26 protein-coding genes are annotated in these 23,962 nt (G+C 68.5%); 15 read left to right on the top strand and 11 right to left on the bottom strand.

Annotation, left to right across the window (positions count from 1 at the left end; translation table 11 throughout):
• The first annotated feature begins 33 nt into the window (after positions 1-33).
• Both ABZ195_RS23590 and ABZ195_RS23585 read left to right on the top strand, forming a co-directional pair.
• Entirely contained in the window at positions 34-1,224 is a 1,191-nt protein-coding gene (locus tag ABZ195_RS23590) for a helix-turn-helix domain-containing protein (RefSeq protein ID WP_355222050.1), read from the top strand.
• Positions 1,221-1,808: a DUF998 domain-containing protein gene (locus ABZ195_RS23585; RefSeq protein ID WP_355222048.1), complete on the top strand. Its 588-nt coding sequence runs from the start codon at positions 1,221-1,223 to the stop codon at positions 1,806-1,808. Before ABZ195_RS23590 ends, ABZ195_RS23585 begins: the two co-directional genes overlap by 4 nt.
• Positions 1,809-1,812: 4 nt before the next feature.
• On the opposite strand, the gene ABZ195_RS23580 is transcribed toward ABZ195_RS23585, so the two are convergent.
• From ABZ195_RS23580 to ABZ195_RS23570, 3 genes are all read right to left on the bottom strand, one after another.
• The gene (locus ABZ195_RS23580) at positions 1,813-2,598 is read right to left on the bottom strand and encodes a cutinase family protein (protein ID WP_355222046.1); all 786 of its coding nucleotides are present in this window, start codon (positions 2,596-2,598) and stop codon (positions 1,813-1,815) included.
• 71 nt (positions 2,599-2,669) lie between these two features.
• Positions 2,670-4,133 carry a protein adenylyltransferase SelO gene (locus ABZ195_RS23575; protein ID WP_355222045.1) on the bottom strand — a complete coding sequence of 488 codons (1,464 nt, stop codon included), beginning with the start codon at positions 4,131-4,133 and terminating at the stop codon, positions 2,670-2,672.
• A gap of 25 nt (positions 4,134-4,158) precedes the next feature.
• Positions 4,159-5,136, bottom strand: a complete 978-nt coding sequence (locus ABZ195_RS23570; RefSeq protein WP_355222043.1) for an aldo/keto reductase — start codon at positions 5,134-5,136, stop codon at positions 4,159-4,161.
• An 88-nt stretch (positions 5,137-5,224) separates the two neighbouring features.
• Here ABZ195_RS23570 and ABZ195_RS23565 point away from each other — a divergent pair, with 88 nt between their 5' ends.
• Entirely contained in the window at positions 5,225-6,256 is a 1,032-nt protein-coding gene (locus ABZ195_RS23565; protein WP_355222041.1) for an alcohol dehydrogenase catalytic domain-containing protein, read from the top strand.
• A 4-nt stretch (positions 6,257-6,260) separates the two neighbouring features.
• Here ABZ195_RS23565 and ABZ195_RS23560 read toward each other — a convergent pair whose 3' ends face one another.
• Together ABZ195_RS23560 and ABZ195_RS23555 are read right to left on the bottom strand one after the other, a co-directional pair.
• Positions 6,261-6,713: a hypothetical protein gene (locus ABZ195_RS23560; protein WP_355222040.1), complete on the bottom strand. Its 453-nt coding sequence runs from the start codon at positions 6,711-6,713 to the stop codon at positions 6,261-6,263.
• Positions 6,714-6,728: 15 nt separating this feature from the next.
• Positions 6,729-7,313, bottom strand: coding sequence for a helix-turn-helix domain-containing protein (locus tag ABZ195_RS23555; protein WP_355222038.1), 585 nt, complete (start codon positions 7,311-7,313; stop codon positions 6,729-6,731).
• Positions 7,314-7,397: 84 nt separating this feature from the next.
• Between ABZ195_RS23555 and ABZ195_RS23550 the strand changes: the two genes are divergently transcribed.
• Positions 7,398-8,537: a Rieske 2Fe-2S domain-containing protein gene (locus ABZ195_RS23550; protein WP_355222036.1), complete on the top strand. Its 1,140-nt coding sequence runs from the start codon at positions 7,398-7,400 to the stop codon at positions 8,535-8,537.
• Position 8,538: 1 nt separating this feature from the next.
• Here ABZ195_RS23550 and ABZ195_RS23545 read toward each other — a convergent pair whose 3' ends face one another.
• Positions 8,539-8,958: a nitroreductase family deazaflavin-dependent oxidoreductase gene (locus ABZ195_RS23545; protein WP_355222035.1), complete on the bottom strand. Its 420-nt coding sequence runs from the start codon at positions 8,956-8,958 to the stop codon at positions 8,539-8,541.
• A gap of 71 nt (positions 8,959-9,029) precedes the next feature.
• Here ABZ195_RS23545 and ABZ195_RS23540 point away from each other — a divergent pair, with 71 nt between their 5' ends.
• Positions 9,030-9,797, top strand: coding sequence for a CDP-diacylglycerol diphosphatase (locus ABZ195_RS23540; RefSeq protein ID WP_355222033.1), 768 nt, complete (start codon positions 9,030-9,032; stop codon positions 9,795-9,797).
• 3 nt (positions 9,798-9,800) lie between these two features.
• On the opposite strand, the gene ABZ195_RS23535 is transcribed toward ABZ195_RS23540, so the two are convergent.
• The gene (locus ABZ195_RS23535; protein WP_355222111.1) at positions 9,801-10,694 is read right to left on the bottom strand and encodes a LysR family transcriptional regulator; all 894 of its coding nucleotides are present in this window, start codon (positions 10,692-10,694) and stop codon (positions 9,801-9,803) included.
• A gap of 32 nt (positions 10,695-10,726) precedes the next feature.
• On the bottom strand, positions 10,727-11,653 hold the full coding sequence (locus tag ABZ195_RS23530) for an alpha/beta hydrolase (RefSeq protein WP_355222031.1): 927 nt from the start codon (positions 11,651-11,653) through the stop codon (positions 10,727-10,729).
• 140 nt (positions 11,654-11,793) lie between these two features.
• Here ABZ195_RS23530 and ABZ195_RS23525 point away from each other — a divergent pair, with 140 nt between their 5' ends.
• Positions 11,794-12,363, top strand: a complete 570-nt coding sequence (locus tag ABZ195_RS23525) for a sigma-70 family RNA polymerase sigma factor (RefSeq protein WP_355222029.1) — start codon at positions 11,794-11,796, stop codon at positions 12,361-12,363.
• On the opposite strand, the gene ABZ195_RS23520 is transcribed toward ABZ195_RS23525, so the two are convergent.
• Both ABZ195_RS23520 and ABZ195_RS23515 read right to left on the bottom strand, forming a co-directional pair.
• Entirely contained in the window at positions 12,360-13,358 is a 999-nt protein-coding gene (locus tag ABZ195_RS23520; RefSeq protein ID WP_355222027.1) for an alpha/beta hydrolase, read from the bottom strand. The genes ABZ195_RS23525 and ABZ195_RS23520 overlap by 4 nt on opposite strands.
• Before the next feature lie 115 nt (positions 13,359-13,473).
• On the bottom strand, positions 13,474-14,970 hold the full coding sequence (locus ABZ195_RS23515) for a potassium/proton antiporter (protein ID WP_355222025.1): 1,497 nt from the start codon (positions 14,968-14,970) through the stop codon (positions 13,474-13,476).
• Positions 14,971-15,074: 104 nt separating this feature from the next.
• On the opposite strand from ABZ195_RS23515, the gene ABZ195_RS23510 reads away from it, so the two are divergent.
• Both ABZ195_RS23510 and ABZ195_RS23505 read left to right on the top strand, forming a co-directional pair.
• Positions 15,075-15,785 (top strand): TrkA family potassium uptake protein, encoded by a 711-nt coding sequence (locus ABZ195_RS23510; RefSeq protein WP_355222023.1) that lies wholly within the window; start codon positions 15,075-15,077, stop codon positions 15,783-15,785.
• A 66-nt stretch (positions 15,786-15,851) separates the two neighbouring features.
• Positions 15,852-15,986: a hypothetical protein gene (locus ABZ195_RS23505; RefSeq protein ID WP_355222021.1), complete on the top strand. Its 135-nt coding sequence runs from the start codon at positions 15,852-15,854 to the stop codon at positions 15,984-15,986.
• 10 nt (positions 15,987-15,996) lie between these two features.
• Here the strand turns inward: ABZ195_RS23505 and ABZ195_RS23500 are convergent, their stop codons facing one another.
• Positions 15,997-16,581, bottom strand: a complete 585-nt coding sequence (locus ABZ195_RS23500) for a TetR/AcrR family transcriptional regulator (protein ID WP_355222020.1) — start codon at positions 16,579-16,581, stop codon at positions 15,997-15,999.
• A 205-nt stretch (positions 16,582-16,786) separates the two neighbouring features.
• On the opposite strand from ABZ195_RS23500, the gene ABZ195_RS23495 reads away from it, so the two are divergent.
• The 7 genes from ABZ195_RS23495 to ABZ195_RS23465 are packed head-to-tail and all read left to right on the top strand — an operon-like array spanning position 16,787 to position 23,959.
• The gene (locus ABZ195_RS23495) at positions 16,787-17,464 is read left to right on the top strand and encodes an HAD-IA family hydrolase (RefSeq protein WP_355222018.1); all 678 of its coding nucleotides are present in this window, start codon (positions 16,787-16,789) and stop codon (positions 17,462-17,464) included.
• 34 nt (positions 17,465-17,498) lie between these two features.
• On the top strand, positions 17,499-18,722 hold the full coding sequence (locus tag ABZ195_RS23490) for a sedoheptulose 7-phosphate cyclase (RefSeq protein ID WP_355222016.1): 1,224 nt from the start codon (positions 17,499-17,501) through the stop codon (positions 18,720-18,722).
• Positions 18,719-19,564, top strand: a complete 846-nt coding sequence (locus tag ABZ195_RS23485; RefSeq protein WP_355222014.1) for a class I SAM-dependent methyltransferase — start codon at positions 18,719-18,721, stop codon at positions 19,562-19,564. Before ABZ195_RS23490 ends, ABZ195_RS23485 begins: the two co-directional genes overlap by 4 nt.
• Positions 19,561-20,916, top strand: a complete 1,356-nt coding sequence (locus ABZ195_RS23480) for an ATP-grasp enzyme (RefSeq protein WP_355222012.1) — start codon at positions 19,561-19,563, stop codon at positions 20,914-20,916. Before ABZ195_RS23485 ends, ABZ195_RS23480 begins: the two co-directional genes overlap by 4 nt.
• A complete protein-coding gene (locus tag ABZ195_RS23475) occupies positions 20,917-21,963 on the top strand; it encodes a D-alanine--D-alanine ligase (protein ID WP_355222010.1) in 1,047 nt (348 codons plus the stop codon). It begins immediately after the preceding gene.
• Positions 21,942-22,715 (top strand): TauD/TfdA family dioxygenase, encoded by a 774-nt coding sequence (locus ABZ195_RS23470; protein WP_355222008.1) that lies wholly within the window; start codon positions 21,942-21,944, stop codon positions 22,713-22,715. The genes ABZ195_RS23475 and ABZ195_RS23470 overlap by 22 nt, the downstream gene beginning before the upstream one ends.
• A 59-nt stretch (positions 22,716-22,774) precedes the next feature.
• Positions 22,775-23,959 (top strand): acyl-CoA dehydrogenase family protein, encoded by a 1,185-nt coding sequence (locus ABZ195_RS23465; protein WP_355222006.1) that lies wholly within the window; start codon positions 22,775-22,777, stop codon positions 23,957-23,959.
• The last annotated feature ends 3 nt before the right edge of the window (positions 23,960-23,962 follow it).

Raw genomic sequence — 23,962 nt, 5'->3', positions numbered from 1 at the left:
TAGCCGCTACGAATTTGTTCGCAAGGAATAGTGTTGTCCGAATCTGCCGTCCGCTTCACCGGTCTCGACCTGTCCGAGGACGTCGCCGAGGCGCTGCGGGCCGTGCTGCCCCGGATGGCCGAGAACACCGTGACCGCCGTGACGGTCGAGGTGCCCAGCTATGCGCGTGCCTTCAGCGGCCGCATGGGCCAGACCATCGAGAACGCCGTGCAGCTGGCGCTCGGCGCCTTCCTTCGGCTGGCCGTGCGATCGGTCGACTCCGATCCGCGGACGACGCTGACACCCGCGCTCGACGGCGCCTACGAGCTGGGGCGCGGCGAGGCCAGGCAAGGCCGGACGATGGACGCCCTGCTGTCGGCCTATCGCGTCGGCGCGCGGGTGGCGTGGCGGGAATTGTCCTCCACGGGCGTGGCTGCCGGGCTGGACGCCGTGACCGTCGCCCGCTTCGCCGAGCTGGTGTTCGCGTTCATCGACGAGCTCTCGGCCTCCAGCGTCGCCGGACACACCGACGAATTGGCGACCACGGGGCGGGTCCGCCAGCGGTACCTCGACCGACTCACCAAACACCTTCTGGCCGGCGAGGCACTCGAGACGGTGAAGGCCAGCGCCGCGAAGGCGGACTGGCAACCGCCGGAGACGTTGACCGCGATCCTCGTGGCCGAGGCGCAGACCCGGGGGCTGGCCGCCCGGTTCGGCCAGTCGACGTTGCAGTTGAGTGAGGACCTGCCGGGAGTCGACGCCGCGGAATCCCTTGCAGTGCTGCTGGTGCCCGACCTCGACGGGCGGCACCGCGGGCAGCTGCGATCGGCGTTGCAGGGCCGACGGGCGCTGGTGGGTCCGGCGCGGCCGTGGGCACGAGTCGAGTCGTCTTACCGTCGGGCGCTGCGGGCCCGGCAGCTGGCAGTCGACGGCGATGTCGTCGACACCGAGGAACACCTCGTCGAGTTGGTGTTGACCGCCGATGCCGAAGCCGTCGCCGACCTTCGGCGAAAGACGCTGGCGCCGCTGGCGGACTTGCGGCCCAACACCGCGGAGAAGCTGGCCGAGACGCTTCGCTCCTGGCTGCTGCACCGGGGTCAGCGCGACGCGGTGGCCGCCGACCTGTTCGTCCACGCGCAAACGGTGCGCTACCGCATGACGCAACTCCGCGAGCTCTACGGAGACCGGCTCGACGACCCCAGGGTCATCCTGGAACTGACCGTCGCCCTTGGGGTTTCACCGTGACGGCGAGAGTCGCGGCGGCCTGCTGGCTGGTCGCGGGACTCGTGTACCTGGGATTCGAGGCGATCGCTGCCGCCGCCCGTCCCGGATACCGCTACGCGGTGAACTTCATCAGCGACCTCGGAAGGCCCGATTCGCCGCTGAGCGCCGTGATGAACACGGCCTTCGCGGCGCAGGGCACCCTGTTCCTCGCGGCAGCACTGACCTTGACGCGCGCCGGTCGCGCTCGCGGCGCGTGGAAATTCGTGGCGTGCGCCGCGGCCAACGCCGTCGGCAACGTCGTCGTCGCGCTGGTGCCCAGCGGCGGTGCCGGGATCGCGTGGGTCCACGTGACGGCCGCGACGGTGGCCATCGTCGGCGGCAATGCAGCCATCCTCGCCGGTCATGGTCGCGTGAGCGAGACACCCTGGTATGGAAGGACATCCGTCGGGCTCGCCACGCTGGGCTTGCTCGCCTTCCTGGTGCTCGCCGTCGGTGCGGTGACCACCTCGACTGTGCTTCTGCCCGGCGCGGTGTGGGAACGGGCCAGCGTCTACACCATCATCGGTTGGCAGCTGATGTCGGCTCTCGTGCTGGTCCGGCGCTGACGGTTCAGGCCGCGGGCGGCGGTGGGGGTATGGGTGCAGGCTCCGGTGGCAACGGCGCGTCGGCCGGCGGGGGCGGCGGCGCAGCAGGCACGGGATAGCCGAGCTTGCCGACGACGTAGTCGGCGGCCTGGTCGACCCTGCCGTCCGCGACGTACTGGTTGTGAAGTCCGAAGTCGCCGCCGTCGGAGCAGATCGGATCCCCCGGGACGCACGAGTCGAGGGTCTTGCCGACGTACTTGGGGCCGATGACGATGTCGGGCTGGTTGACGAAGTTCATGAAGCGCGGCGACGGCTTGCCGAACAGGGCCACCGCCGCGACGTGGTCGGCCACGGCGGGCGGCAGTGGGCCGGTGACGCCGGAGTCTGCGGCGCCCGGCGGCACCACGTCGGCGGTGACGAACCCCGCCACGGCGGCGCCCTGCGAGAACCCGCCGAGCACGATCTTGGTCTTGGGGCAGTTCGCCACGGTGGCTTGGATGTGGGCGGCGGCGTCGTTGATGCCGTCCACGGCCCTCGGGAAGTCAATGGTCGCGGGATACTGCACCGCATACACGTCGAGTGACCTGCCGCCCAACTCGTTCCGCAGCGAGTCGGCGAACGCGTCGCCCACGAACCCGAGGCCAGCGGGTTCGCCGGTGCCGCGCGCGAAGACGAGGTCCACGTCGGGGCATCCGGGGGTGGAGATGTCAGGCAGCGGTTCGGCGGACGCACCGGGAGCGGCGCCGCTCACCAAGGCCCACGTCATCGCCGCCACCGCACCGAGGACCGGGGTGAGTGCGCGCATGATCATGCTTGCTAGTTTGCCTAATCTTCGTGGATGCAAACCCGCCAAATCAGCGTGATCTTCGCAACGTCGAACCGTCAGGTGCCGCAGAACGTTTGGTAGGGCCCGAAGTCGTCGGGTGCGGGTTCGGCGTACCGCTCGAGGTTCGGACGTTCGTCGAACGGTGCCGTGGTCGCCGCGAGAAGCCGGTTCAGAGGGTCGAGGTCACCGGAGGTGGCCGCGGTCAGCGTCTCCTCGACGAGGTGGTTTCGCGGGATGTACACCGGGTTGACCCGGTCCATGGCGTCGGCGTCGGGACCGAGGGCGCGCCAGGTGGACAACCACGAGTCGACGGCCGTGAGATCCAGGAACAGGCCTCGGGCGGGCTCTGCGTCACCCCGCGCGGCAGTTCCGAGGTGGCGAAAGAACGAGGTGTAGTCGACGCGACTCTGGGCCAGTTGCGCCAGCAGATCCTGGGACACGGTGGTCACCTCCGCGTCGCCGACGTGAGCGGGCAGACCGAGCTTGGCCCGCATGCCCGACGCCCACGCCGCGTCGTAGGCGGTGGTGAACCCACGGAGCGACGCCGTCGCCTTCTCCACGGCGCGCGCTTGATCCTCGGAGATCAACGGCAGAAGGGTCTCGGCGAAGCGAGCCAGGTTCCACTGCGCGACGACGGGCTGGTTGGCATAGGCGTAGCGGCCCGCGTGGTCGATGGAGCTGTACACCGTTGCCGGGTCGTAGGCGTCGAGGAAGGCGCACGGCCCGTAGTCGATCGTCTCCCCGGAGATCGTCATGTTGTCGGTGTTCATCACGCCGTGGATGAAGCCGACGAGCATCCACCGCGCCACCAGTGCGGCCTGTGCGGCGACCACCGCGTCGAACAGAGCCAGCGCTGGCAGCTCGGCCTGGGCGGCGGTGGGGTAGTGCCGTGCGATGGCGTGGTCGACGAGCCGACGGACAAGGTCGACGTCCCCGGTCGCGGCCGCGTACTGGAAACTGCCGACGCGCAGATGGCTGCTCGCGACCCGGGCCAGGACGGCCCCGGGCAACTCCGTCTCACGCCACACCGGCGCACCGGTCGCCACGACGGCCAGAGCCCGCGTGGTCGGTATGCCGAGTGCGTGCATCGACTCGCTGACGACGTACTCCCTGAGCATTGGCCCGACTGCGGCCAGCCCGTCACCGCCGCGGGCGAACGGGGTGCGTCCGGAACCCTTGAGGTGCAAGTCACGACGGGGGTCGTCGGCGGTGCCGACCTCGCCGAGCAACAGCGCGCGGCCGTCGCCCAAACGTGGTGTGTACCCGCCGAATTGGTGCCCGGAGTAGGCCTGCGCCACCGGAGTCACGCCGTCGGGAACCTCGGCGCCGACCAGGAGTCGCAGCCCGGCGGCGCTTTGCAGCCAGGCCGCGTCAAACCCCAATTCGGCGGCGAGCGGTTCGTTGAGGGCCAGCAGCTTGGGTTCGGGAGCCACCGCGGCCTGCCAGGCCAGCGCCATCTCCGGCACGTCGCGAGCGAACCGGCTGTCGTGGAGGACCGTAGTCGACTGTGCTGCGCTCACCCTGCCCAGCCTACGGAGCGGTGACTCAGCGGTCGATCCACTTCATCTGCGCCTCGTCGTGGTGCTCGCCCGCCGCGGGTGACACCTGGGTCAGCTTGCGCACCTGCTCGGGGGTCAGGTCGACGCCGTCGGCCGCGACGTTCTCCTCGAGCCGGGACACTCGCTTGGTGCCCGGGATCGGGGCGATGTCGTCGCCCTGGGCCAGCAGCCAGGCCAGGGCGACCTGAGCCGGGGTGGCGCCCACCACGGTGGCGATCGCCTCCACCTCACTCACTGCCCGCAGGTTTCGTTCGAAGTTCTCGCCCTGGAAGCGGGGGTTGGTCTTGCGGCTGTCGTGGTCGTCGAAGTCGGCAGTCGAGGTGATCTGTCCGGTGAGGAAGCCGCGCCCCAGCGGCGAGTAGGCGACGAACCCGATCCCCAGTTCGCGCAGCAGTGGCAGGACGTCGGGTTCGGCGTCACGGGTCCACAGCGAGTACTCCGACTGCAGTGCGGTGATCGGGTGGACGGCGTGCGCGCGACGGATGTTGTCGACGCCGGCCTCGGACAGCCCGATGTGGCGAATCTTGCCCTCGAACACCAGCTCTGCGAGTGCGCCGACGGTGTCCTCGATGGGCGTGGACGGGTCGACGCGATGCTGGTAGTACAGATCGATGCGGTCGGTGTCGAGCCGTCGCAACGAGCCCTCCACGGCAGTGCGGATGTTCGCGGGGCTGCTGTCGAGGTGGCCGGGGCCCGAGCCCGCGTGCGAGACCATGCCGAACTTGGTGGCGAGCACGACCTCGTCGCGCCGACCCTTGATGGCCCGTCCCACCAGTTCCTCGTTGACGTAGGGGCCGTAGATCTCGGCGGTGTCGACGAGGGTGACGCCGAGGTCGAGGGCCCGCTCGATGGTGCGGATGGACTCCGCGTCGTCGGTGCCGGCCCCGGTGTAGGCGGCCGACATGCCCATGGCACCCAGGCCGATGCGTCCGACGTCCAAGTCTGCGAGCTCGATGTGCTTCATGGCATCGACGTTACGACGGTGCGACGCCGGGTGGGAGGGTCTGCCGTTACCAGCCGCAGGATGCCAGCCCGGCGGTAGCGTCTGCCCGATGCGCAACGTCGTCATCACCGGTCCCGGGTCCGTCGAGGTCCGCGACGCCCCCGACCCGGTCCCCCCGGGAGCCGACGGTGCGGTGGTCGCGGTCGAGTCGACGGCGATCTGCGGATCCGATCTGCACTTCTACGACGGCGATCTGCCCGTCGGCGACGGGGTGGCTGTCGGGCACGAGTTCATCGGCACCGTCACCGACGTCGGGCCGGAGGTGTCGAACGTGCGCGTCGGCGACCGCGTGCTCGCGGCCTCGGTCACCGGCTGCGGAAAGTGTGCCGGGTGTGCCACCGGCAACCCGGTCACGTGCGTGCTGGGCATGCAGATCTTCGGTTCCGGCGTGCTCGGTGGGGGCCAGGCCACCGCAGTTGCGGTGCCCAACGCCAACTTTCAGCTCATGCCGATTCCCGACGGCGTCGACGACGAGGCCGCACTGTTGCTGACCGACAATCTGTCGACCGGCTGGATCGGGGCGAAGAAGGCCGACATCCCGCCGGGTGGCACGGTCGTCGTCATCGGCCTCGGCGCCGTCGGACTCTGCGCGGTGCGTGCGGCGTTCGCCCAGGGCGCCGGTACCGTTCTGGCCGCCGACCCCGTCGCGGGCCGCCGGGCGCTGGCGGTGGACTCCGGAGCCACGGCACTGGAGGGTCCGACCGTCGCGGCGGTGCTCGAGCACACCGGCGGCCGCGGCGCCGACAGCGTCGTCGACACCGTCGCGCTGAACGCCACCCTGGACGACGCGCTGGCGTGCGTGCGCGCCGACGGCGCGGTGTCGGTCCTCGGCGTGCACGACCTCGACCCCTACCCGCTGCCCATCCTGATGGCTCTCGTTCGAAACCTCACGTTGCGCATGACCACCGCCCCCATCCAGCAGACGTGGGTCGACCTGCTCCCGCTGGTGACCAGTGGGTCGCTGCGGACCGACGGCATCTTCACCCACCGCTTCCCGTTGACGGATGCAGCCGAGGCCTACGCCGCGGTGGCGGCCCGCAGTCCGGAGTGCGTGAAGGTGATCCTGAATCCCGCCGTCTAGTCCGTCAGCCGGCGTAGACCACGTCGTCGAACGGCCAAACGTCGGTCAACCATTGGCGCACTACGCCTCTGAGCACGGGATCGAGGTCGGCCTCGTCGACGCGAACCCATGACCGCACGGCCACGCTGCCCGCCCGAGGGCCGGGATCGAGATACAGGCAACCGATCACGTCGTCGTCGTCGGGTCGCAGCACGGTGTAGGCGAACGCCACCCGCCGTTCGAATTCGTCGGCGTGGCGGACGAGGTCGACCAGGTTGGCCTCGGCCGAGAGCCCGCCGTCCGGTGGCCAGCCCCAACCCTGGAACCCCGGGGTGGCCTGAATGTGCTCGATGCTGCTCGTCCAGGCCGACAGGTCGACGGCGTTGTGTTGCGGGCCAAGCGGTTCGAGGCGGAACCGGGCGGACTGAAGCACGCGTGGCACCTCGAAGTCATCCGGGACCAACGGCTCCTGAGTCATCGTCGCAGCCTAACGTCACACCAGCCTGGGGACGGTGGCCGTCAGCATGGCCACCAGCATGTGCACGATCTCCTCGGAGTCGCCGGGATCGGTGCCGCCCTCCTGCGCCGCCCGCTCGTGCTCCGCGGCCAGGGCGAACATCGCCGTGGCGACCGCGGCGACGCGGCGGTGACGAGTCCTGCGGTCGTCACCGGGCACCGCGTGCGACAGCGCGTCGAGCACGCGCGGCCAGGCGGTCTCGGCGGAATCCATTGGCTCCGTGCGTAACCGGGGGCCGACCGCTTGCAGGAAGCGGGCGTAGTGGGTGCTCTGGAGGTCCAGCAGTGGCAGGACGAGCACCCGCATCAGTGCGTGCGCGCCGGCGTCGGCGTCGAGCTCACCGAGCATGCGTTCCCGCTCCCGCTCCATGGGCAGCAAACGGCGGGCCACCACGGCGTCGACGAGATCCTGCCTGCTGCGGAAGTGGTAGTTGACCGCCGAGTTGTTGCGCTGGCCGGCGGCCTTGGCGATGTCACGCAGCGGCACCTCGAAGCCGTGCTCGGCGATGAGCCGCTCGGCGGCGTCGAGCAGCGCGTCCTTCGACCGGGTTCCTCGATCCACGTGCTGATCCTAGGCGTTCCTCGACACCAATTAAGCGGATGTGCTTAACTCGGCGGTGTCGGCCGGCCCTCGAAGGGATTCACCATGACCGCTGCTGAGCACATTCGCGAGATCGACGCGGGCAGGCCCATGACGCGGTTCGCCCGGGGATGGCACTGCCTCGGCCTGGCGGAGTCGTTCCGCGACGGTGCCCCGCACGGAGTCGACGCGTTCGGCACCCGTCTGGTCGTCTTCGCCGACGGCGACGGCCAGATCCACGCGCTCGACGGCTACTGCCGACACATGGGCGGCGATCTGTCGACGGGAACCGTCAAGGGCGACACGGTGGCGTGTCCCTTTCACGACTGGCGCTGGCAGGGCTCGACCGGGCGATGCGTCGAGGTGCCCTACGCCCGCCGCACGCCACGGCTCGCGCGCACCCGAAAGTGGCTGTGCCAGGAGGTTAACGGCCAACTCCTGGTGTGGCACGACCCGGAGGGCTCGACACCGCCCGCCGATCTGACGCCGCCGACCATCGAGGGCTACGACGAGGGAAGGTGGTCACCATGGGAGTGGAACACGATCTTCATCGAGGGCTCGCACTGCCGGGAGATCGTCGACAACAACGTCGACATGGCCCACTTCTTCTACATTCACCGCGCCTATCCGACCTACTTCAAGAACGTGATCGAGGGTCAGACCGCCAGCCAGTTCATGGAGTCCAAGGCGCGCCCGGACACCACGGACAACTACGACAGTCTTTGGGAGGGAACGAATCTCAGGTCAGAGGCCACCTACTTCGGACCCGCCTACATGATCAACTGGCTGCACAACGACGTCGCCCCGAACTTCACCCTCGAGGTGGCGCTGATCAACTGCCACTACCCGGTGACGCAGAACTCCTTCGTCCTGCAGTACGGCGTGGCCGTGCAGAAGATCGACGGCCTGCCCGAGGACAAGGCCGCCCGGCTTGCCGCGACGTTGAGCAAGAACTTCGGTGAGGGCTTCCTCGACGACGTCGAGGTGTGGAAGCACAAGACGCGCATCGACAACCCCCTGCTGACGGAGGAGGACGGCGCGGTGTACCAGCACCGGCGGTGGTACGAGCAGTTCTACGTCGACGCCGCCGACGTCACCGACGACATGGTCGACCGCTTCGAACTCGAGGTCGACACCACCCACGCCTATGGCGTGTGGCAGCAGGAGGTCGAGGAGAACCTCTCGCGCCGTGAGGCCGTGACCTGAGTCAGGCCCGCTCGAGCACCACCACCGGGATCACCCGGTCGGTCTTGCTCTGGTAGTCGTCGTAATCCGGCCAGGCGGCGGTCATCTTCGCCCACATCTCGGGCTTCTCCTCGTCGGTGGCCACGCGCGCACGCACCGGGAAGCGATCTCCCTTGATCTGGATCTCGGCGGACGGATCGGCCTGCAGGTTGAGGAACCAGGCCGGCGGTGCGTCGGTGCCACCCTTGGATGCGACGACCAAGTGCGCGTCGTTCCAGTCCTCGAAGATGAGCGCGTGGGTGCGCTCCTCGCCGGACTTGCGGCCCTTGGTGAACAGGATCAAGATCTTGGTGCCGTTGCGCCAGTGGTAGCCGTCTTCACCGTTGGTCTCGAGGTACCGCTCGACGTGCGGATCTCCGTGCAAGTCCTTGGCCGTGGTCATGGGCCAGGAAGTACCCCCCGTCGGCCCAGGCCAATCAGACACCGCGACGGTCGTCTGACAGGATCGCAGGCGTGCGATCCGGTCTGATGGTGGTGGTGTCACTCGTCGTCGCGTTGGCGACCTCGGGAACGGCGCACGCAGACCCCAGCGCGCTCTGGAACATCGTGGGTGGACAGTGCGTGCCGAACCAGGTCGCGCACGACGACCCCGCACCGTGCGCCCAGGTCGACCTCGGGGCGGGCTCCGCGGTGCTCAAGGACCTCGTCGGCGATACGCAGTTCCTGCTGATCCCCACCGAACGGTCCTCTGGCATAGACGATCCCGCCATCCTGGCCCCCACGGCGCCGAACTACTTCGCCGCGGCCTGGCGGGCCAAGTCCTTCGTCGACCAACGCGCTGGTGCCGAGATCCCGCGGCAGTGGATGAGTCTGGCGATCAACTCCGCCTACGCGCGGTCGCAGGATCAGCTGCACATCCACGTCGACTGCGTACGCCCCGACGTGCACGACGCGCTGACCCGGTACGGCAGCGCGGTGGGTCCGTCGTGGGCGCCGTTCCCCGTAGAGCTGGCGGGTCACCGGTACGACGCGATGTCGGTCGTCGGCCGGGATCTTCAGGCCGATCCGTTCCGGCTGCTCGCCGACGGCGTGGCCGGTGCGCGCGAGGACATGGCCTCCCGCACCCTGGTGGTGGTGGGCTCCGAAGACGCGACCGGGCGGCCGGGTTTCGTGGTTCTCACCGATCGGGCCGACGTCGCGACGGGCAACGAGGCCGCGGGAGAAGAGTTGCAGGATCACGACTTCTGCCCGCGCCTGGCGGCGACGCTGCCGGGCAAGTAGCGCTCACTCGAGACGCGAGCCTGCCTCGCGCAACATAGTCGCCAGCATGGCCGCCGCCGGGCTGGTGTGCTGCGGCTGCGGGGTGGCCAAATGGATCTGCCAGATCATGGGCACGGTCAGCTCGACGGAAGTGAGGTCGGTGAAGCGCGTGGCCTCGCTGGCCGGCATGAACGTCGTGCCGAGACCGTTGCGGACGAGCGCTGCGGCGACGGTGAAGTCGGCAGGCACCTCGTAGGGCGTTCGACTCGAGGTGCCCGCGGCGGCGAACGCGGCGTCGATCATCCGTCGGATGCCGAACCCCACCGGGAAGCCGACGAGGTCCTCGGTGTCGAGATCGGCGATTGGGACTCGCCCCGCACCGGCGAGCCGATGATCGGCGCGGCAGACGAACACCATGGGCTCCTCGGCGATCACGTGCATGTCCACCCCGGGTTGGCCGCGATGGGGTGCCGACACCAGCGCCAGGTCGAGAGTCCCGTCGGCGATCGACGACAGATAGGCAGACGAGCCGGATTGGCTGAGCCGCAAACTGATTCGGACGAAGGGGTGTGCCTCGTGGAACTGGCCGAGCACCCGCGCGACGTCCAATCTGCCGAAGGTGACCAGCGACCCGAAGTCGACCGTCCCCGTCAGGTGGCCGCGAAGGTCGCTGAGAGAATCCTTGGCCAGGCGCGCGGAACGGATCAGGTGCCGGGCGTGCTCGCGAAGTCGCTCGCCGGCCGGGGTCAGGCGGATCTGCTGGCGGGACCGGTCGAACAGCTCGACCGCCAGCTCGTCTTCGAGCTTCTTGATCGAGGTCGACAACGCGGACTGCACGACGTGCACCCGGGCTGCGGCCCGGGTGAAGCTCAGCTCGTCGGCCACCGCGACGAAGTACTCGAGCTGCCGCAGTTCCATCCCGACGAAGTTATCACCGACGTAGATGCGACTCACGCTTCTCGATCGGTGCCCGACATCGACGTTCGGCGTCTGACGTGACCGGCGATCAAGTCGTACATCCGCGCGGTGACGTCGGTGGCGTCGCTCATGATGTTGTAGCCATGGTCGACCCCGGCCACGTCGTGGTGCTCCGCGAGCGATCCAACCGCGTCGAGATCGGCTGCGTACGAGGCGCCTTCGTCGCGAAGCCGGTCGTACTCGGCGGTGACCACCAGCGCCGGCGCGATGCCGTGCAAGTCGGCCCCGTTGGTGCCCCAGGCCGGCGACGCCAACCGATCCCGCCGGCGCTCGACGTCGGGGACGTAGGCGGTGTCGAAGACCTCGCTCATCCAGGGCCGCAGTACGGCGCGCGAACCCAGCGGCGTGCGCTTCGCTCTACCCGGGGTGACGAGGTCCAGCGGCGCGTAGTGCAGCACCTGCAGGGCGATGGCCGGCCCGCCCCGTTCCAGCGCGAGGCGCGCCGCGGCGGCGGCGAGGTTTCCGCCCGCGCTCTGACCGCCGACGCACAACCGGGCACCGTCCCAGTCGCGGTCGGCCGACGAGGCCCACTGCAGGACGTCGTAGATCTGCTCGGCCGGTGCGGGGAACCGTCGCCGGGGTGCGAGCGCGTAGTCGGTGTTGACGACCACGACGTCGGCGTGGGCGGCGAGGTACCGGCACCACGGGTCGTCCTGCTCGCGGTGGCCGACGACGAAGCCGCCGCCGTGCACGTTCACGTACACCGCCGGACGCGCCGTCGACCGTGGTGGGCGATAGACCGTCGCGGCGACGTCTCCGTATCGAGTGGGGATCGCGACGACCGTTGTGCGCCCCTCGATCTCGGGGAAGCGGACGCCCGGCTTGGGGGCCGGGTCGACGCCTGCCGCGAACGCGCGGGCCAGTACGTCGGCCACGGGCCGCCAGGACAGTATCGACATGGGTGCTCCTCTCGAATCGTTGCCTACGCGGTCCAACGCAGGAACCCACGACCGCATTCACCTTGGTCATCGCGAACGACGATGACTGCCATCGAAAACGATCGTTGGACTTGATGCCGCGGCGACGGTCTGATGACGGCATGACCACCGACACCGAACCCGATCCGTCGCGGGCCAGTCGTTTCGAGCGCGACGCGCTCGGGCTGCGCGACGAGCTCAGCCGTGCCGCCCGCCGGTACACCGCCAACGCCCACGACGCGGAGGATCTGGTGCAGGAGACCTACATTCGGGCGTGGGCGGGGTTCGACTCCTTTCAGCCCGGTTCGAATCTTCGGGCCTGGATGTTCCGCATCATGGTGAACACCTGGATCAGCGGGCACCGCCGTTCACAGCGCCGACCCAGGGAGACGCTCACCGACGAGATCACCGACGCCCAGCTGATGGCGGAGAGCGGACGCCATCACACCGCGCCCTCCGCGGAGGCACGAGCCCTACGACTGCTTCCCAACGGGCAGTTGGTGCGCGCGCTCCACGCTCTGCCCGAGGCGTTGCAGACCGTCGTCTACCACGCCTACGTAGGTCAGCTGCCCTACCAGGAGATCGCCGATCTGCAGCGAATTCCGTTGGGCACGGTCATGTCCCGATTGCATCGAGCCCGCCGGCAGCTGCGCGCCGCTCTTCGGGCCGACGCGGACCACCACGCGGCCTAACTCCAGCCGGCCACCGCGATCACGGCGTCGGCGAACTGGCGGGGCGCCTCCTGCGGCACGTCGTGCCCGATGCCGTCGAGGACGCGGTGCTCGTACCTGCCGGTGAACAGATGCCGATAGGCGGCCCCGTCCTTCGCGGGCCCGTCGAAGTCGCTGGAGATCGTGATCGCCGGCACGGTGATCGCCGGCTTGACGGCGAGGCGGCGCTCCAGGTCGTCGTATCGAGGCTCCCCGGGAGCCAGACCCTGGCGCCACCGGTAGTTGTGGATGACGACGTCCACGTGGTCGGGATTGGTGAAGGACTCGGCGCTGCGGTCATAGGTGGCGTCGTCGAAGGCCCACGTCGGGGAGGCGTTGGTCCAGATCAGCTTGTTGAAGTCGTGGGTGTTCTGGCGATAGCCCGCCTCACCTCGGGCCGTGGCGAAGTAGTACTGGTACCACCAGCCGTACTCGGCCCGCGGCGGCAGGGGCGCGCGGTTGGCCACCAGGTCGACGACGAGGTACCCGCTCACCGACACCAGCGCGCGGCACCGCTGCGGCCACAGAGCTGCGACCACGTTGGCCGATCGCGCACCCCAGTCGAAGCCCGCGACAACGGCTTTGGGGATGGCGAGCGCATCCATCAGCGCGATCACGTCCTCGGCGACGGCGGCCTGTTGGCCGTTGCGGAACGTCGCGTCCGAACGGAACCTGGTGCTGCCGAAGCCTCGGAGGAACGGGACGATGACGCGGAAGCCGCGGGCGGCCAGCAGCGGCGCGACGTCGACGTAGCTGTGCACGTCGTAGGGCCAACCGTGCAGCAGGATCACGGGCGGGCCGTCGGCGGGGCCGTCCTCGGCGTATCCGACGTTCAGCAGGCCGGCGTCGATCTGGCTGAAGCTCCGAAAGGTCTTGTGTCCGGCCGGTGTTGGGGTCGGCGGACTCGCGCATGCCGCCACGGCGGTCCCGGCCGTCGTCAGGCCGGCCAGCATGGAGAATTGACGTCTGGTGATCATGTCCGGTGCAACGCCGCATCGGCCGGTTCGATTCGCGCGGCGCCACTCTGCGGTCATCGTGGTGGCTTCTCGCACTTTGGCACTTTGGCGCACTGGTCGCAGAGTCGGCGCGCCGTCAGTCCGGCTCGCCGTACTCGTCGAACCAGTAGGCGAGCTTGCCCCGGCGACTGACCGCGCGGAGCCGGCGCTCGGCTGAGGCACGCGTCTTGGTCGTGGTGACGATCAGCAGTTCGTCACCGGCTTCGATGCGGGTGTCGGGCAGCGGGACGAAGGTGTGGCCGTTCCTGATGATCAGGGTGATGACGCTGGGATCGGGCAGCCGCAACTCGAGCACGGTGACGTCGTGCAGCCGGGAGGTCGGCCGCACCGTCAGCGTCAGCAGTTCGGCCTCGAGCACGTCCAGCGGCGCGGACTCGACGTAGATCTCGCGCGGGGAGTCGCGTGGGATCAGCCGCAGCGCGTGTGCCAGTGGCCGCAGGCTGGGCCCCTGCACCAGGGTGAAGACCAGCACCAGGACGAACACGATGTTCAGCAGCCGGTCACTGTCGGGCACCCCGGCCACGATCGGAAACGTGGCCAGGACGATCGGCACCGCACCGCGCAGACCCGCCCAGGACAGGAACACCTTCTCGCGAAACGGGACGTTGAAGCCGGCCAGCGAGCCCACCACCGACAGCGGCCGCGCGACGAGCAGCAGTACCAGGCCGACGACGATCGCCGGCACGAGGTCGGCGGCGAGTTCGCTGGGGTCGACCAGCAGCCCGAGGAGGACGAAGAGGCCGATCTGCGCCAGCCAGCCGAGGCCCTCGGCGAAGGACCGGGTGGCCGAACGGTGCGGCAACCCGGAGTTGGCCAGCACCACCGCGGCGAGGTACGCGGCGATGAAGCCGGAGGCGTGCACTGTGCCCGCCGCCGCGAAGGCCACGATGCCGATCCCGAACGTCCCGATGGGGTACAGCCCGGACGCCGGCAGGGCGACGCGGCGCAGCAGCAGCGCCCCGAGGTAGCCGAAGCCCAACCCGATCGCCGAGCCGGCCAGCAACTCGTACACCAGGTCGGCGACGGCGCTCTCCGGTTCGAACACGAAGGGCACGGCGCTGAACATCAGCACGAAGATCACGGCGGGCGCGTCGTTGAAGCCGGACTCGGCCTCGAGCAGGCCGGCGACGCGGCGAGGCAGCGGCAGTACTCGCAGCACGGAGAACACCGCGGCGGCGTCTGTCGAGGACACGATGGCGCCGAGCAGGAGCGAGAGCTGCCAATCGGTTCGGAGCAGAAGGTGCGCTCCGGCGGCGGTGACCACCATGCTGATGACCACGCCGAGGGTGGCCAGCGCACCCGCGGGCGCGATGACCTTGCGGATGTCGGCGAAGCGCGTCGTCAGGCCGCCCTCGACCAGGATGACGGCCAGGGCTGCGGTGCCGACGTTGCGGGCCAGCTCGACGTCGTCGAACTGCAGGCCCAAGCCGTCCTCGCCGATCGCCACACCGACCAACAGGAACAGCAGCAGGCTGGGGAAGCCGACCCGCGTGGCGACCCTGGTTCCGACGATGCTGGCGAGCAGCACGAAGCCGCCGATCAACAAGGCCAGGTACAGCTCGTGCAGGCTCAAGACGTTCCGTTCGGACGTGGGGTGGACGGCCAGTATTTCAGCAGGACGGCCGGTCGTCGTCCGTGCTGACGACGCCGAGGCCCGCGATGCACGAAGATGGACGGGTGGCGGACCGAAAGACACGCATTGGGATCGCCGGCGCGGGCAACGTCGGCCGTTCGGTCGCGCAAGAATTGCTCGACAACGGGCACAAGGTCCTGCTCATCGAACGCGAACGTCGCAAGTTCGAGCCGCACGTGGTGCCCGACGCCGACTGGTTGTTCGCCGACGCGTGCGAGGTGTCGACGCTGGAGGAGGCCGGTGCCGAGACCTGCGACGTCCTCATCGCGGCGACGGGTGACGACAAGGCCAATCTGGTGGTCGGGTTGCTGGCCAAGTCCGAGTTCGGCGTACCGCGCGTCGTGGCTCGCATCAACGAAATTCGCAACGAGTGGTTGTTCACCCAGGCCTGGGGGATCGACGTGGCCGTCTCGACACCGGGCGCAATGGTGGCCGGCGTGGAGGGCGCCATCGACGTCGGGCACCTGGTGCGGTTGATGGGACTTCGGGAGGGCCGGGCAGATCTGGCGAAACTAACTCTGCCCGAAGACAATCCGCTCGTCGGGCAGCGCGTCGGAGAATTGAACTTGCCCGCCAACACCGCGATGGTGACGCTGGTCCGCGCCGGGCGCGTGATCGTGCCGACGCCTGAGGAGGTGCTCGAGGCCGGCGACGAGATGCTGTTCGTGTCCGACAGCTCGATCGAGAGCTCCATCCGCGCGGCCATCCACGGCGCGGAACCGCTGCGGGTGTCGAGGGACCGGCCAGAGTTCTGACGCGGGCGTTTCCGCCGTCGTCGAGGCTCTCGATGCCTAGGCTGGGGTGAAGTCTAGGAGGGCCCGTTGACCGTCGTCATCGTCATCTCGATCGCACTGCTCCTGGGAGCGGGCCTCATCCTGAGTCAACTCGTCCGTCTCAAGGAGTGGCTCGGCAAGGCGCCGCCGTCGGATCCGACTCCTCCCGAACCGCCCGAATAGCCGGGCGAGGTCAGGTCTGCGTGCGAGAGTGACCGTTCAGCACGACGTCGACCGCCGCCTCGATGACCGCGTCGTCGGGCACGCTGCCGAACATGATGGCCGGGCAGGCGACGACGCCGGTCAGCATCGAGACCGCGGCGTCCAGCGCGGGGCCCGAGAACAGCTCGCCGAGGATCTCGTACATCTGGTGCTGACCGTCGGTGTTGACCCGCTGCCGGATGCGCGCCATCTGCTCCTCCGACGCCCACTCCGCCATGCCGGACAGCACGCGGTCCAGTCGCATCTCCAGCACGCCCGCCCGAAAGACGTGGAGCTCGCCGATCAGGTCGTCGCGTAGGACGCCGGTGCGCTCGTGGTGGGGCATGTCGCCGAGGCTCTCGATCGCCATCGCGATGAGGTCCACCCGCGCGGGCCAATGGGTGTAGAGCGTGGTCTTGGAGTACCCGGCGACCTCGGCCACCCGCGCATGGGTCACCGCATCAGACCCGTCGGTGGTCAGGACCTCGAGCGCGGCTCGCGCGACGTCGGCACGCGTGCGCGACACCCGGGCGTCCTCGCCCGTGTCGCCTGCTTTGGTGCCCTCGCCGGGTGCCATCGGAGTCCGTCACTTTCTCTGTGTCTTTGGCCGCCGAAATCGACGGACCTGAACGAGAAGTTAACTGATGCACTCCCAATCCAGTATTGGCTTGGTCTTCCACTATTGAACGTTTAGATCAGTAGTGTACTGGGAATCTGTGATTTCGACGGCCGGAGCCACGTGACGGCGCCGTGTCGACCCACTTCGACAGGTAAGGGAACCCATGTCAACGATCCTCTTCGGCTCCATCAGCACCCTCGCCGACACCTCCGAGTTGCAGCGTCAGGCCTTCAACGACGCCTTCGAGGCGTTCAACCTCGACTGGGAGTGGTCGCGTGAGGACTACCGGTCGATGCTGGGCTCCAACGGAGGTGCACAGCGCATCGAGCAGTACGCCGCCTCGCGCGGAGCCGACGTGGACGCCGCCGCCGTCCACGCCAAGAAGTCGGAGATCTTCCAGGACCTGCTCTCCTCGTCGTCGATCTCGCCCCGGCCCGGTGTGGTCGACGTCGTCGAGGAGGCCAAGCGCAGCGGCCACGGACTCGGCTTCGTCACCACCACCTCGCAGGGCAACATCGACGCGCTGCTCTCGGCGCTCAAGCCCCACATCAGCGCCGAGATGTTCGACCTGATCGTCAACCGCGACTCGGTGTCGAGCCCCAAGCCGGACGCCGAGGTGTACGAATACGCCCTCAAGACCCTCGGCGCCGATGCCGGTGACGCGGTGGCAATCGAGGACAACGTCGGCGGGGTCAGTGCGGCCACTGCCGCGGGCATCAGCTGCATCGCCTTCCCCAACGAGAACACCTCGGGCGGGGACTTCAGCTCGGCCACCGAGACCGTCGAGTCCCTCGACGCCACCAAGATCCTCGGCCTGACCGCCCCCGATTCGCGGTCCTGAGCCCACCCACCACCCCCCGACACGGAGTAACGCGATGAGCAACATGCAAGCCACGGTGACCGTGAGCGACAGGACCTTTCACGTCAAGGGCTACGAGAAGATCGAGTACGACCTGGTCTACGTCGACGGTGTATTCGCCATCGACAATTCCGAGTTGGCAGACAGCTATCGTCAGTACGGCCGCGCATTGATGGTCGTCGACGAGTCGGTCCACGAGATCTACGGTGACGCGATCCAGACGTACTTCGACCACTACGACATCGCCCTGACCGTCGTGCCCGTCCAGATTCGGGAGACGGCCAAGTCGCTGGAGACCTTCGAGACCATCGTCGGTCGCTTCGATGAATTCGGGCTGGTCCGAACCGAACCCGTATTGGTGGTCGGTGGCGGACTGACGACCGACGTTGCCGGCTTCGCCTGTGCCAGCTACCGGCGGAACACTCCGTACATCCGGATTCCGACGACGCTGATCGGCCTGATCGACGCCAGTGTGTCGATCAAGGTCGCGGTCAACTACGGCAAGCACAAGAATCGTCTCGGCGCCTACCACGCGTCGCAGAAGGTCCTGCTGGACTTCTCGTTCCTCAAGACGCTGCCCGAGGATCAGGTCCGCAACGGCATGGCCGAACTGATCAAGATCGCCGTGGTCGGCAACGCCGAGATCTTCGGTCTGCTCGAGCAGTACGGGCCGGAACTTCTCGCCACCCGCTTCGGGTATCTCGACGGCACCGCCGAATTGCGCGAAGCCGCCGACCGGCTGACCCACCAGGCGATCGCCACGATGCTCGAACTCGAGGCCCCCAACCTCCACGAAATCGATCTCGACCGCGTCATCGCGTTCGGCCACACCTGGAGTCCGACACTGGAACTCACTCCGCCGGTGCCGTTCTTCCATGGCCATGCCATCAACGTCGACATGGCACTGTCGACCACCCTGGCCGAACAGCGTGGCCACTTGTCGGTCGAGGATCGCGACCGGGTGCTCGGCGTGATGAGCGCCCTGGGGTTGTCGCTCGACAGCAAGTACTTGACACCGGAACTGCTGGAGCAAGCGACGGCGTCGATCCTGAAGACTCGCGACGGCCTGCTGCGGGCGGCGATTCCGACTCCGATCGGCAAGTGCAGCTTCCTCAACGACCTCACCGTCGCGGAACTGGCCGACACGCTGACGCTGCACAAGAAGATCTGCCTCGACTACCCGCGGGGTGGTGAGGGAGTCGACGTGTTCACCCTGGCCGACCCGCGCGACGAGTCGTGAACGACGCTGCCGTGCTCGACGACGCCCGCGCGCCGTTGGCGCGGCCGGTCACGCCGTCGACCATCTTGGCTCAGGAGCTGAGCGAGGTGTGTCGTCAGCTCGCGGGAGGCGGTGCGGTGGACGCGGCGGTGCTGCAACGCCTTCAGCGTGCCCGTGATCTGGCCGCTGGACTGGACCCCTACCTCGACCAGTGCAGCAGCCCGGAGTCGCCGGCACTGACCGACCTGGCCCGCAGGACTCGCGGAACCGACTGGGGCGCACCGGAAGCGGGCGGCGGCAGACTGGAGCAGGAGATGCTCTCGGGTCACGTCGAGGGCCAGGTGCTCAAGTTCCTGGTGCATCTCGCCGACGCGCGGCGCGTGCTGGAGATCGGCATGTTCACCGGGTACTCGGCACTGGCGATGGCCGAGGCGCTACCGGAGGACGGCGTAGTGGTCGCCTGCGAGATCGACCCGGACGTCGCCAGATTCGCCGAAGAGTGCTTCGACGGCTCACCGGCCGGACGGAAGATCTCGGTCGAGGTGGGGCCCGCCATCGAGTCGCTACGCCGGTTGGCGGCCTCGAGCGAGGTGGAGCCGTTCGACTTCGTCTTCGTCGACGCGGACAAGGCGGGTTACCTGGACTACGTCGAGTTCCTCCTCGCCGGAGACCTGCTCGCACCGCGCGCCGTCATCGCCGTCGACAACACCCTGATGCAGGGCCAGCCGTACGGCGACACCGAACTGACCGCAAACGGGGCGGCGATCGCGAGCTTCAATGCCGCCTTGACCTACGATTCGCGGGTCGAGCAGGTGTTGATACCGCTGCGGGACGGACTGACCCTCATCCGGCGGGTTCCGTGACGGAGTTGCTCGACGCCGCTACTCCCACCGGGGCCGCGCCCCCGGGCCTGAGGGCTGCCAACGCCGGTCGAACCGCGGTCACCTTCGGTGCGTTGCTGCTCACCCTTCCGGTCGACCTTGCCCTCACCGCCGTCGCACTCCTGGTCGGTCGGCGAAATCCCTTGGCGCAAAGCACCGACGGCGTGCGCAAGACGGTGTTGATCAGCGGCGGCAAGATGACCAAGGCGCTTCAGCTGGCGAGGTCGTTCCACTCGGCCGGACATCGCGTGGTGCTCGTAGAGTCAGCGAAGTACCGCTTCACCGGGCATCGATTCTCCCGAGCCGTCGACGCGTTCCACTGCGTGCCCGAGCCGACGGCCGAGGGTTACGCGGAGGCGCTTCGAGACGTTGCCGTGCTCGAACGCGTCGACGTGTTCGTCCCCGTGTCGAGCCCGGCGGGCAGCCTGCCCGACGCCAAGGCCGGCGAGTTGATTCGCGACTTCTGCGACGTCGTGCACGTCGACGCGGCGACCGTTCGGATGCTCGACGACAAGACCGAATTCTCGCTCACCGCAGGGTCGTTGGGCCTGCGAGTACCCGACTTCCATCGCATCACCGACCCGCAACAGGTGGTGGATTTCGACTTTCCGCCCGGCCGCACCTACATCCTGAAGCGAATCGCGTACAACCCGGTCGGCCGGATGGATCTCACCCCACTCTCGGCGCAGACCCCCGATCGCAACGCGGCCTTCGCGCGCTCACTGCCCATCTCCCTCGACGACCCGTGGATCCTGCAGGAATTCGTCGAGGGTCAGGAGTACTGCACTCACGGCACCGTCCGAAACGGTCGTCTGCAGGTGTACGGCTGCTGCGAGTCCTCGGCGTTCCAGATCAACTATGCCGACGTCGACAAGCCCGAGATCCGTTCGTGGGTGGAGAGGTTCACCTCGGCGCTCGACATCACCGGCCAAGCCTCCTTCGACTTCATCGAAGCCGCCGACGGGCACGCCTACGCGATCGAGTGCAACCCGCGCACCCATTCGGCCATCACGATGTTCTACGACCATCCCGAGGTCGCCGCCGCGTATCTCGACGAGGGTCACCCCGTGATCACGCCGCTGCCCGGAGCCCGGCCCACGTACTGGATCTACCACGAGGTGTGGCGGCTGCTCACCCAGCCCAATCGGGCGGCCCGGCTCGCGACCATCTTGGGTGGCAAGGATGCCATCTTCGCGTGGTGGGATCCGTTGCCGTACCTACTGGTTCACCATCTGCAGATCCCGTCCCTGCTGCTGGCCAACCTATGGGCCCGGCGCGGCTGGAGCCGCATCGACTTCAACATCGGCAAGCTCGTCGAACCCGGGGGTGACTGAATGAGGCGTACGGTTCTGCAGCTCGTCGGCTCCCCGGTCGACGAGTTTCACGCCGACCTGTCCCGCCTGTACGCCGGGGCGTGCCTCGACGCGCTTGCCGAGGACGACCGGTATGACCAGCGAGTCGCCTACGTGTCGCCGGACGGGTCCTGGCGCTTCACCGACGACCTGGCCGCCGAGTCGTTGGCCTCGGCCGCCCCGATGACGCTGGCCGAGGCCATTGGGCACTTGCACTCCGCGCCGGTCGACGTGGTGATTCCCCAAATGTTTTGTCTCCCCGGCATGACCGCCTATCGCGCGCTGTTCGACGTGCTGAAGATCCCCTACCTCGGCAACTCACCCGAGGTGATGGCGATCGCCGCCGACAAGGCGAAGGCGCGGGCGATCGTCGCGGCCGCCGGCGTCGCGGTTCCGGCCGGTGAGGTCGTCACCGCCGGGATGTCGCCGTCGCTGGCGCTGCCGGTCGTGGTCAAGCCGGTCGACGCCGACAACTCGGCCGGGGTGACGCTGGTCCGCGAGATGGCACAGTTGGATGCGGCGGTGGAGCTCGCGTGCTCGCACGGCCGCGCCGCGCTGGTCGAGTCCTATGTCGAGCTTGGTCGAGAAGTGCGGTGCGGCATCGTGGTTCGGGGCGGCGAGCTGGTGTGTCTGCCGCTGGAGGAGTATGCGGTGAGCGCGGCCAAGCCGGTGCGTCTCGGCGACGACAAGCTCGACCGCTCCGCTGGCGGCGATCTGTACCTCGTCGCAAAGGATCCGACCCGCGCCTGGATCGTGCCGCAGGACGATCCGATCACTGAACGGGTGTGGGCGGCGGCCCGCGCCTGTCACGTCGCGATGGGATGCCGCCACTACAGCCTGTTCGACTTCCGCATCGACCCGGACGGGAACCCGTGGTTCCTCGAGGCCGGACCCTATTGCTCGTTCGCACCGACCAGTGTGATCGCCGTGATGGCGGCCGCCGCGGGCGTCGGCGTCGCGGAGTTGTTCGCGACCACCCTGTCCGAACTCGACGAGGAGGGGGCCCCGTGCCTGTCTTCACTGCGCTGACGCCGATCGGCGTCAGGGTCACCGACGCCAAGATCGACGACCTGGACGACCGCCAGATCGAGGATCTGCGGGAGGCGCTGGCCGATCACGGCGTGGTGGTCATGCCCCGCCAGAACGTCGACGACGAGGGGTTCCTGCATTTCGTGCGCAGGTTTGGGGAGACGGTGTTCACCGTCGGGGAGACCCCCGTGCCCGGCCGACCCGAGCTCAACGTCGTCACCAACGTCGGTCGGACCCGCCCACCCAGGTCGACTTTTCACACCGACACCAGTTACATCCCACACCCGCCGGCGTACACCGCGTTGCGTGCGGTATCGGTTCCCGAGCGCGGCGGCCAGACGCTGTTCACCAACCAGTACGCCGCGTACTCGACGCTGCCGGCACGCGTTCGCACGCTCCTCGAGGGGCGCACCATCAAGCACGTCGTCACGGGGGTGACACCGGACGGGCAACAGGAATCCGCGGCGTCGCACCCGATCTTCCAGGTGCATCCGGTGTCGGGCAGGACGGCCCTGTACATGTCGACGCCCGAGCGCTGCGCCGAGGTCAGCGGAATGTCGCCGGCAGACGCGGCGGAGACCGTGGCCTATCTGTTCGAGCACTCCACGCGTGAGGAGAACGTCTACCGGCATTCCTGGTCGCCCGGTGACGTCGTCATGTGGGACAACCGCTGCGTGCTGCACAAGGCCGATCACGACGGAGTCGTCGGCGACCGCGTTCTGCACCGAGGCATGGTGGCCGCACTCACCTAGGCGGTGAACAGTCGTCCAAAACTGTCTACTCGTCCGGCTGGCGGCGGTAGCGTGCGGACATGACCATGCAGATGCAGGTGGACGACGATCTCGTGCTGGCGGCCCGCGGGCTGCGTGAGCTGGTCCGCAGCGAGGCCGCCGAGTCCGAACGCCTGCGCACGATGTCGGAGCCCGTCGTCGACGCGATGTGGACCAGTGGGTTGATGACGGCGTTCAACCCGGTGGTGGCCGGGGGCGTCGAACCATCGTTCGCCGAGATGATCGAGACGTGGATCGAAATGGCTTGGCAGGACGGCTCGTTTGGGTGGACCGGGATTGCGAACCTGCCGTCGTCGTTCGCCGCCGCGTCCTACCTTCCCGAGGACGGCTTCGCGGAGGTGTTCACCGCCAACGGCAATCGCGTCACGATGGGCGGGCAGTTCGCGCCCAACGGTCAGGGCATCGTGGTCGACGGCGGATACCGGCTGAGCGGGTCGTGGAGCTTCGGGTCCGGCACCGGGCACTCGCAGTACGTCGCCGCCGGCTTCCTCCCGATCGAGGCCGGCGAAATGCGCTGGATCAGTGAGGGCATCCCGGAACTGATGATCGCCGTGCTGCCGCGCGCCGAGGTGACCTTCACCGACGGGTGGAACGTGCAGGGGCTGAAGGGAACCGGTTCCTACGACTACGAAGTGACCGACGTCTTCGTGCCCGAGCGCCGGACGTTCCGGCTGTTCACCACCTCGCCGCTGCGCGGGACGTCCCCGGCTGGGCGGATGGGAATGATGCCGGTGACCGCGGCCGGCCACGCCGCTTGGGCGCTCGGCGTCGCCAAGAGCATGCTCGACGACGTCACCGAGCTGGCGGCCGCGAAGTACCGGATGAGCGATATGGCCTCGCTCGCAAGCCGACCCACCTTTCAGAAGGACCTCGCGCATCACGTCGCCGCGTGGCGCGCTGCACGTCTCCTGGTGCTCGACGCCTTCGGTACCGCCGAGGCGGCGGTGGCCGCGGGGGACGACCTGACCCCGACGCTACGGGTCGACATGCGGATCGCGGCCGTCTACGCGACCGATGTCGCCCGGGAGTGCGCGCAGTGGGCCCACCTAGCGGCGGGCACCAGTTCGATCCGCGAGGGCAGTCGGCTCGAGCGCGCGTTCCGCGACGTCTACACCGGAACCCAGCACGCGTTCATCAGCGAGAAGGTCGCGATCGACTCGGCCCAGGTGTGGCTGGGCATCATCGAGGACCACTTCTCGCTGTAGGGC

Origin of the sequence: Mycobacterium sp. NPDC006124 (genome assembly GCF_040614235.1) — a bacterium.
GTDB lineage: Bacteria > Actinomycetota > Actinomycetes > Mycobacteriales > Mycobacteriaceae > Mycobacterium.
The sequence above is the reverse complement of the archived record's forward strand: the minus strand, read 5'-3'. Positions and strand labels throughout refer to the sequence as shown.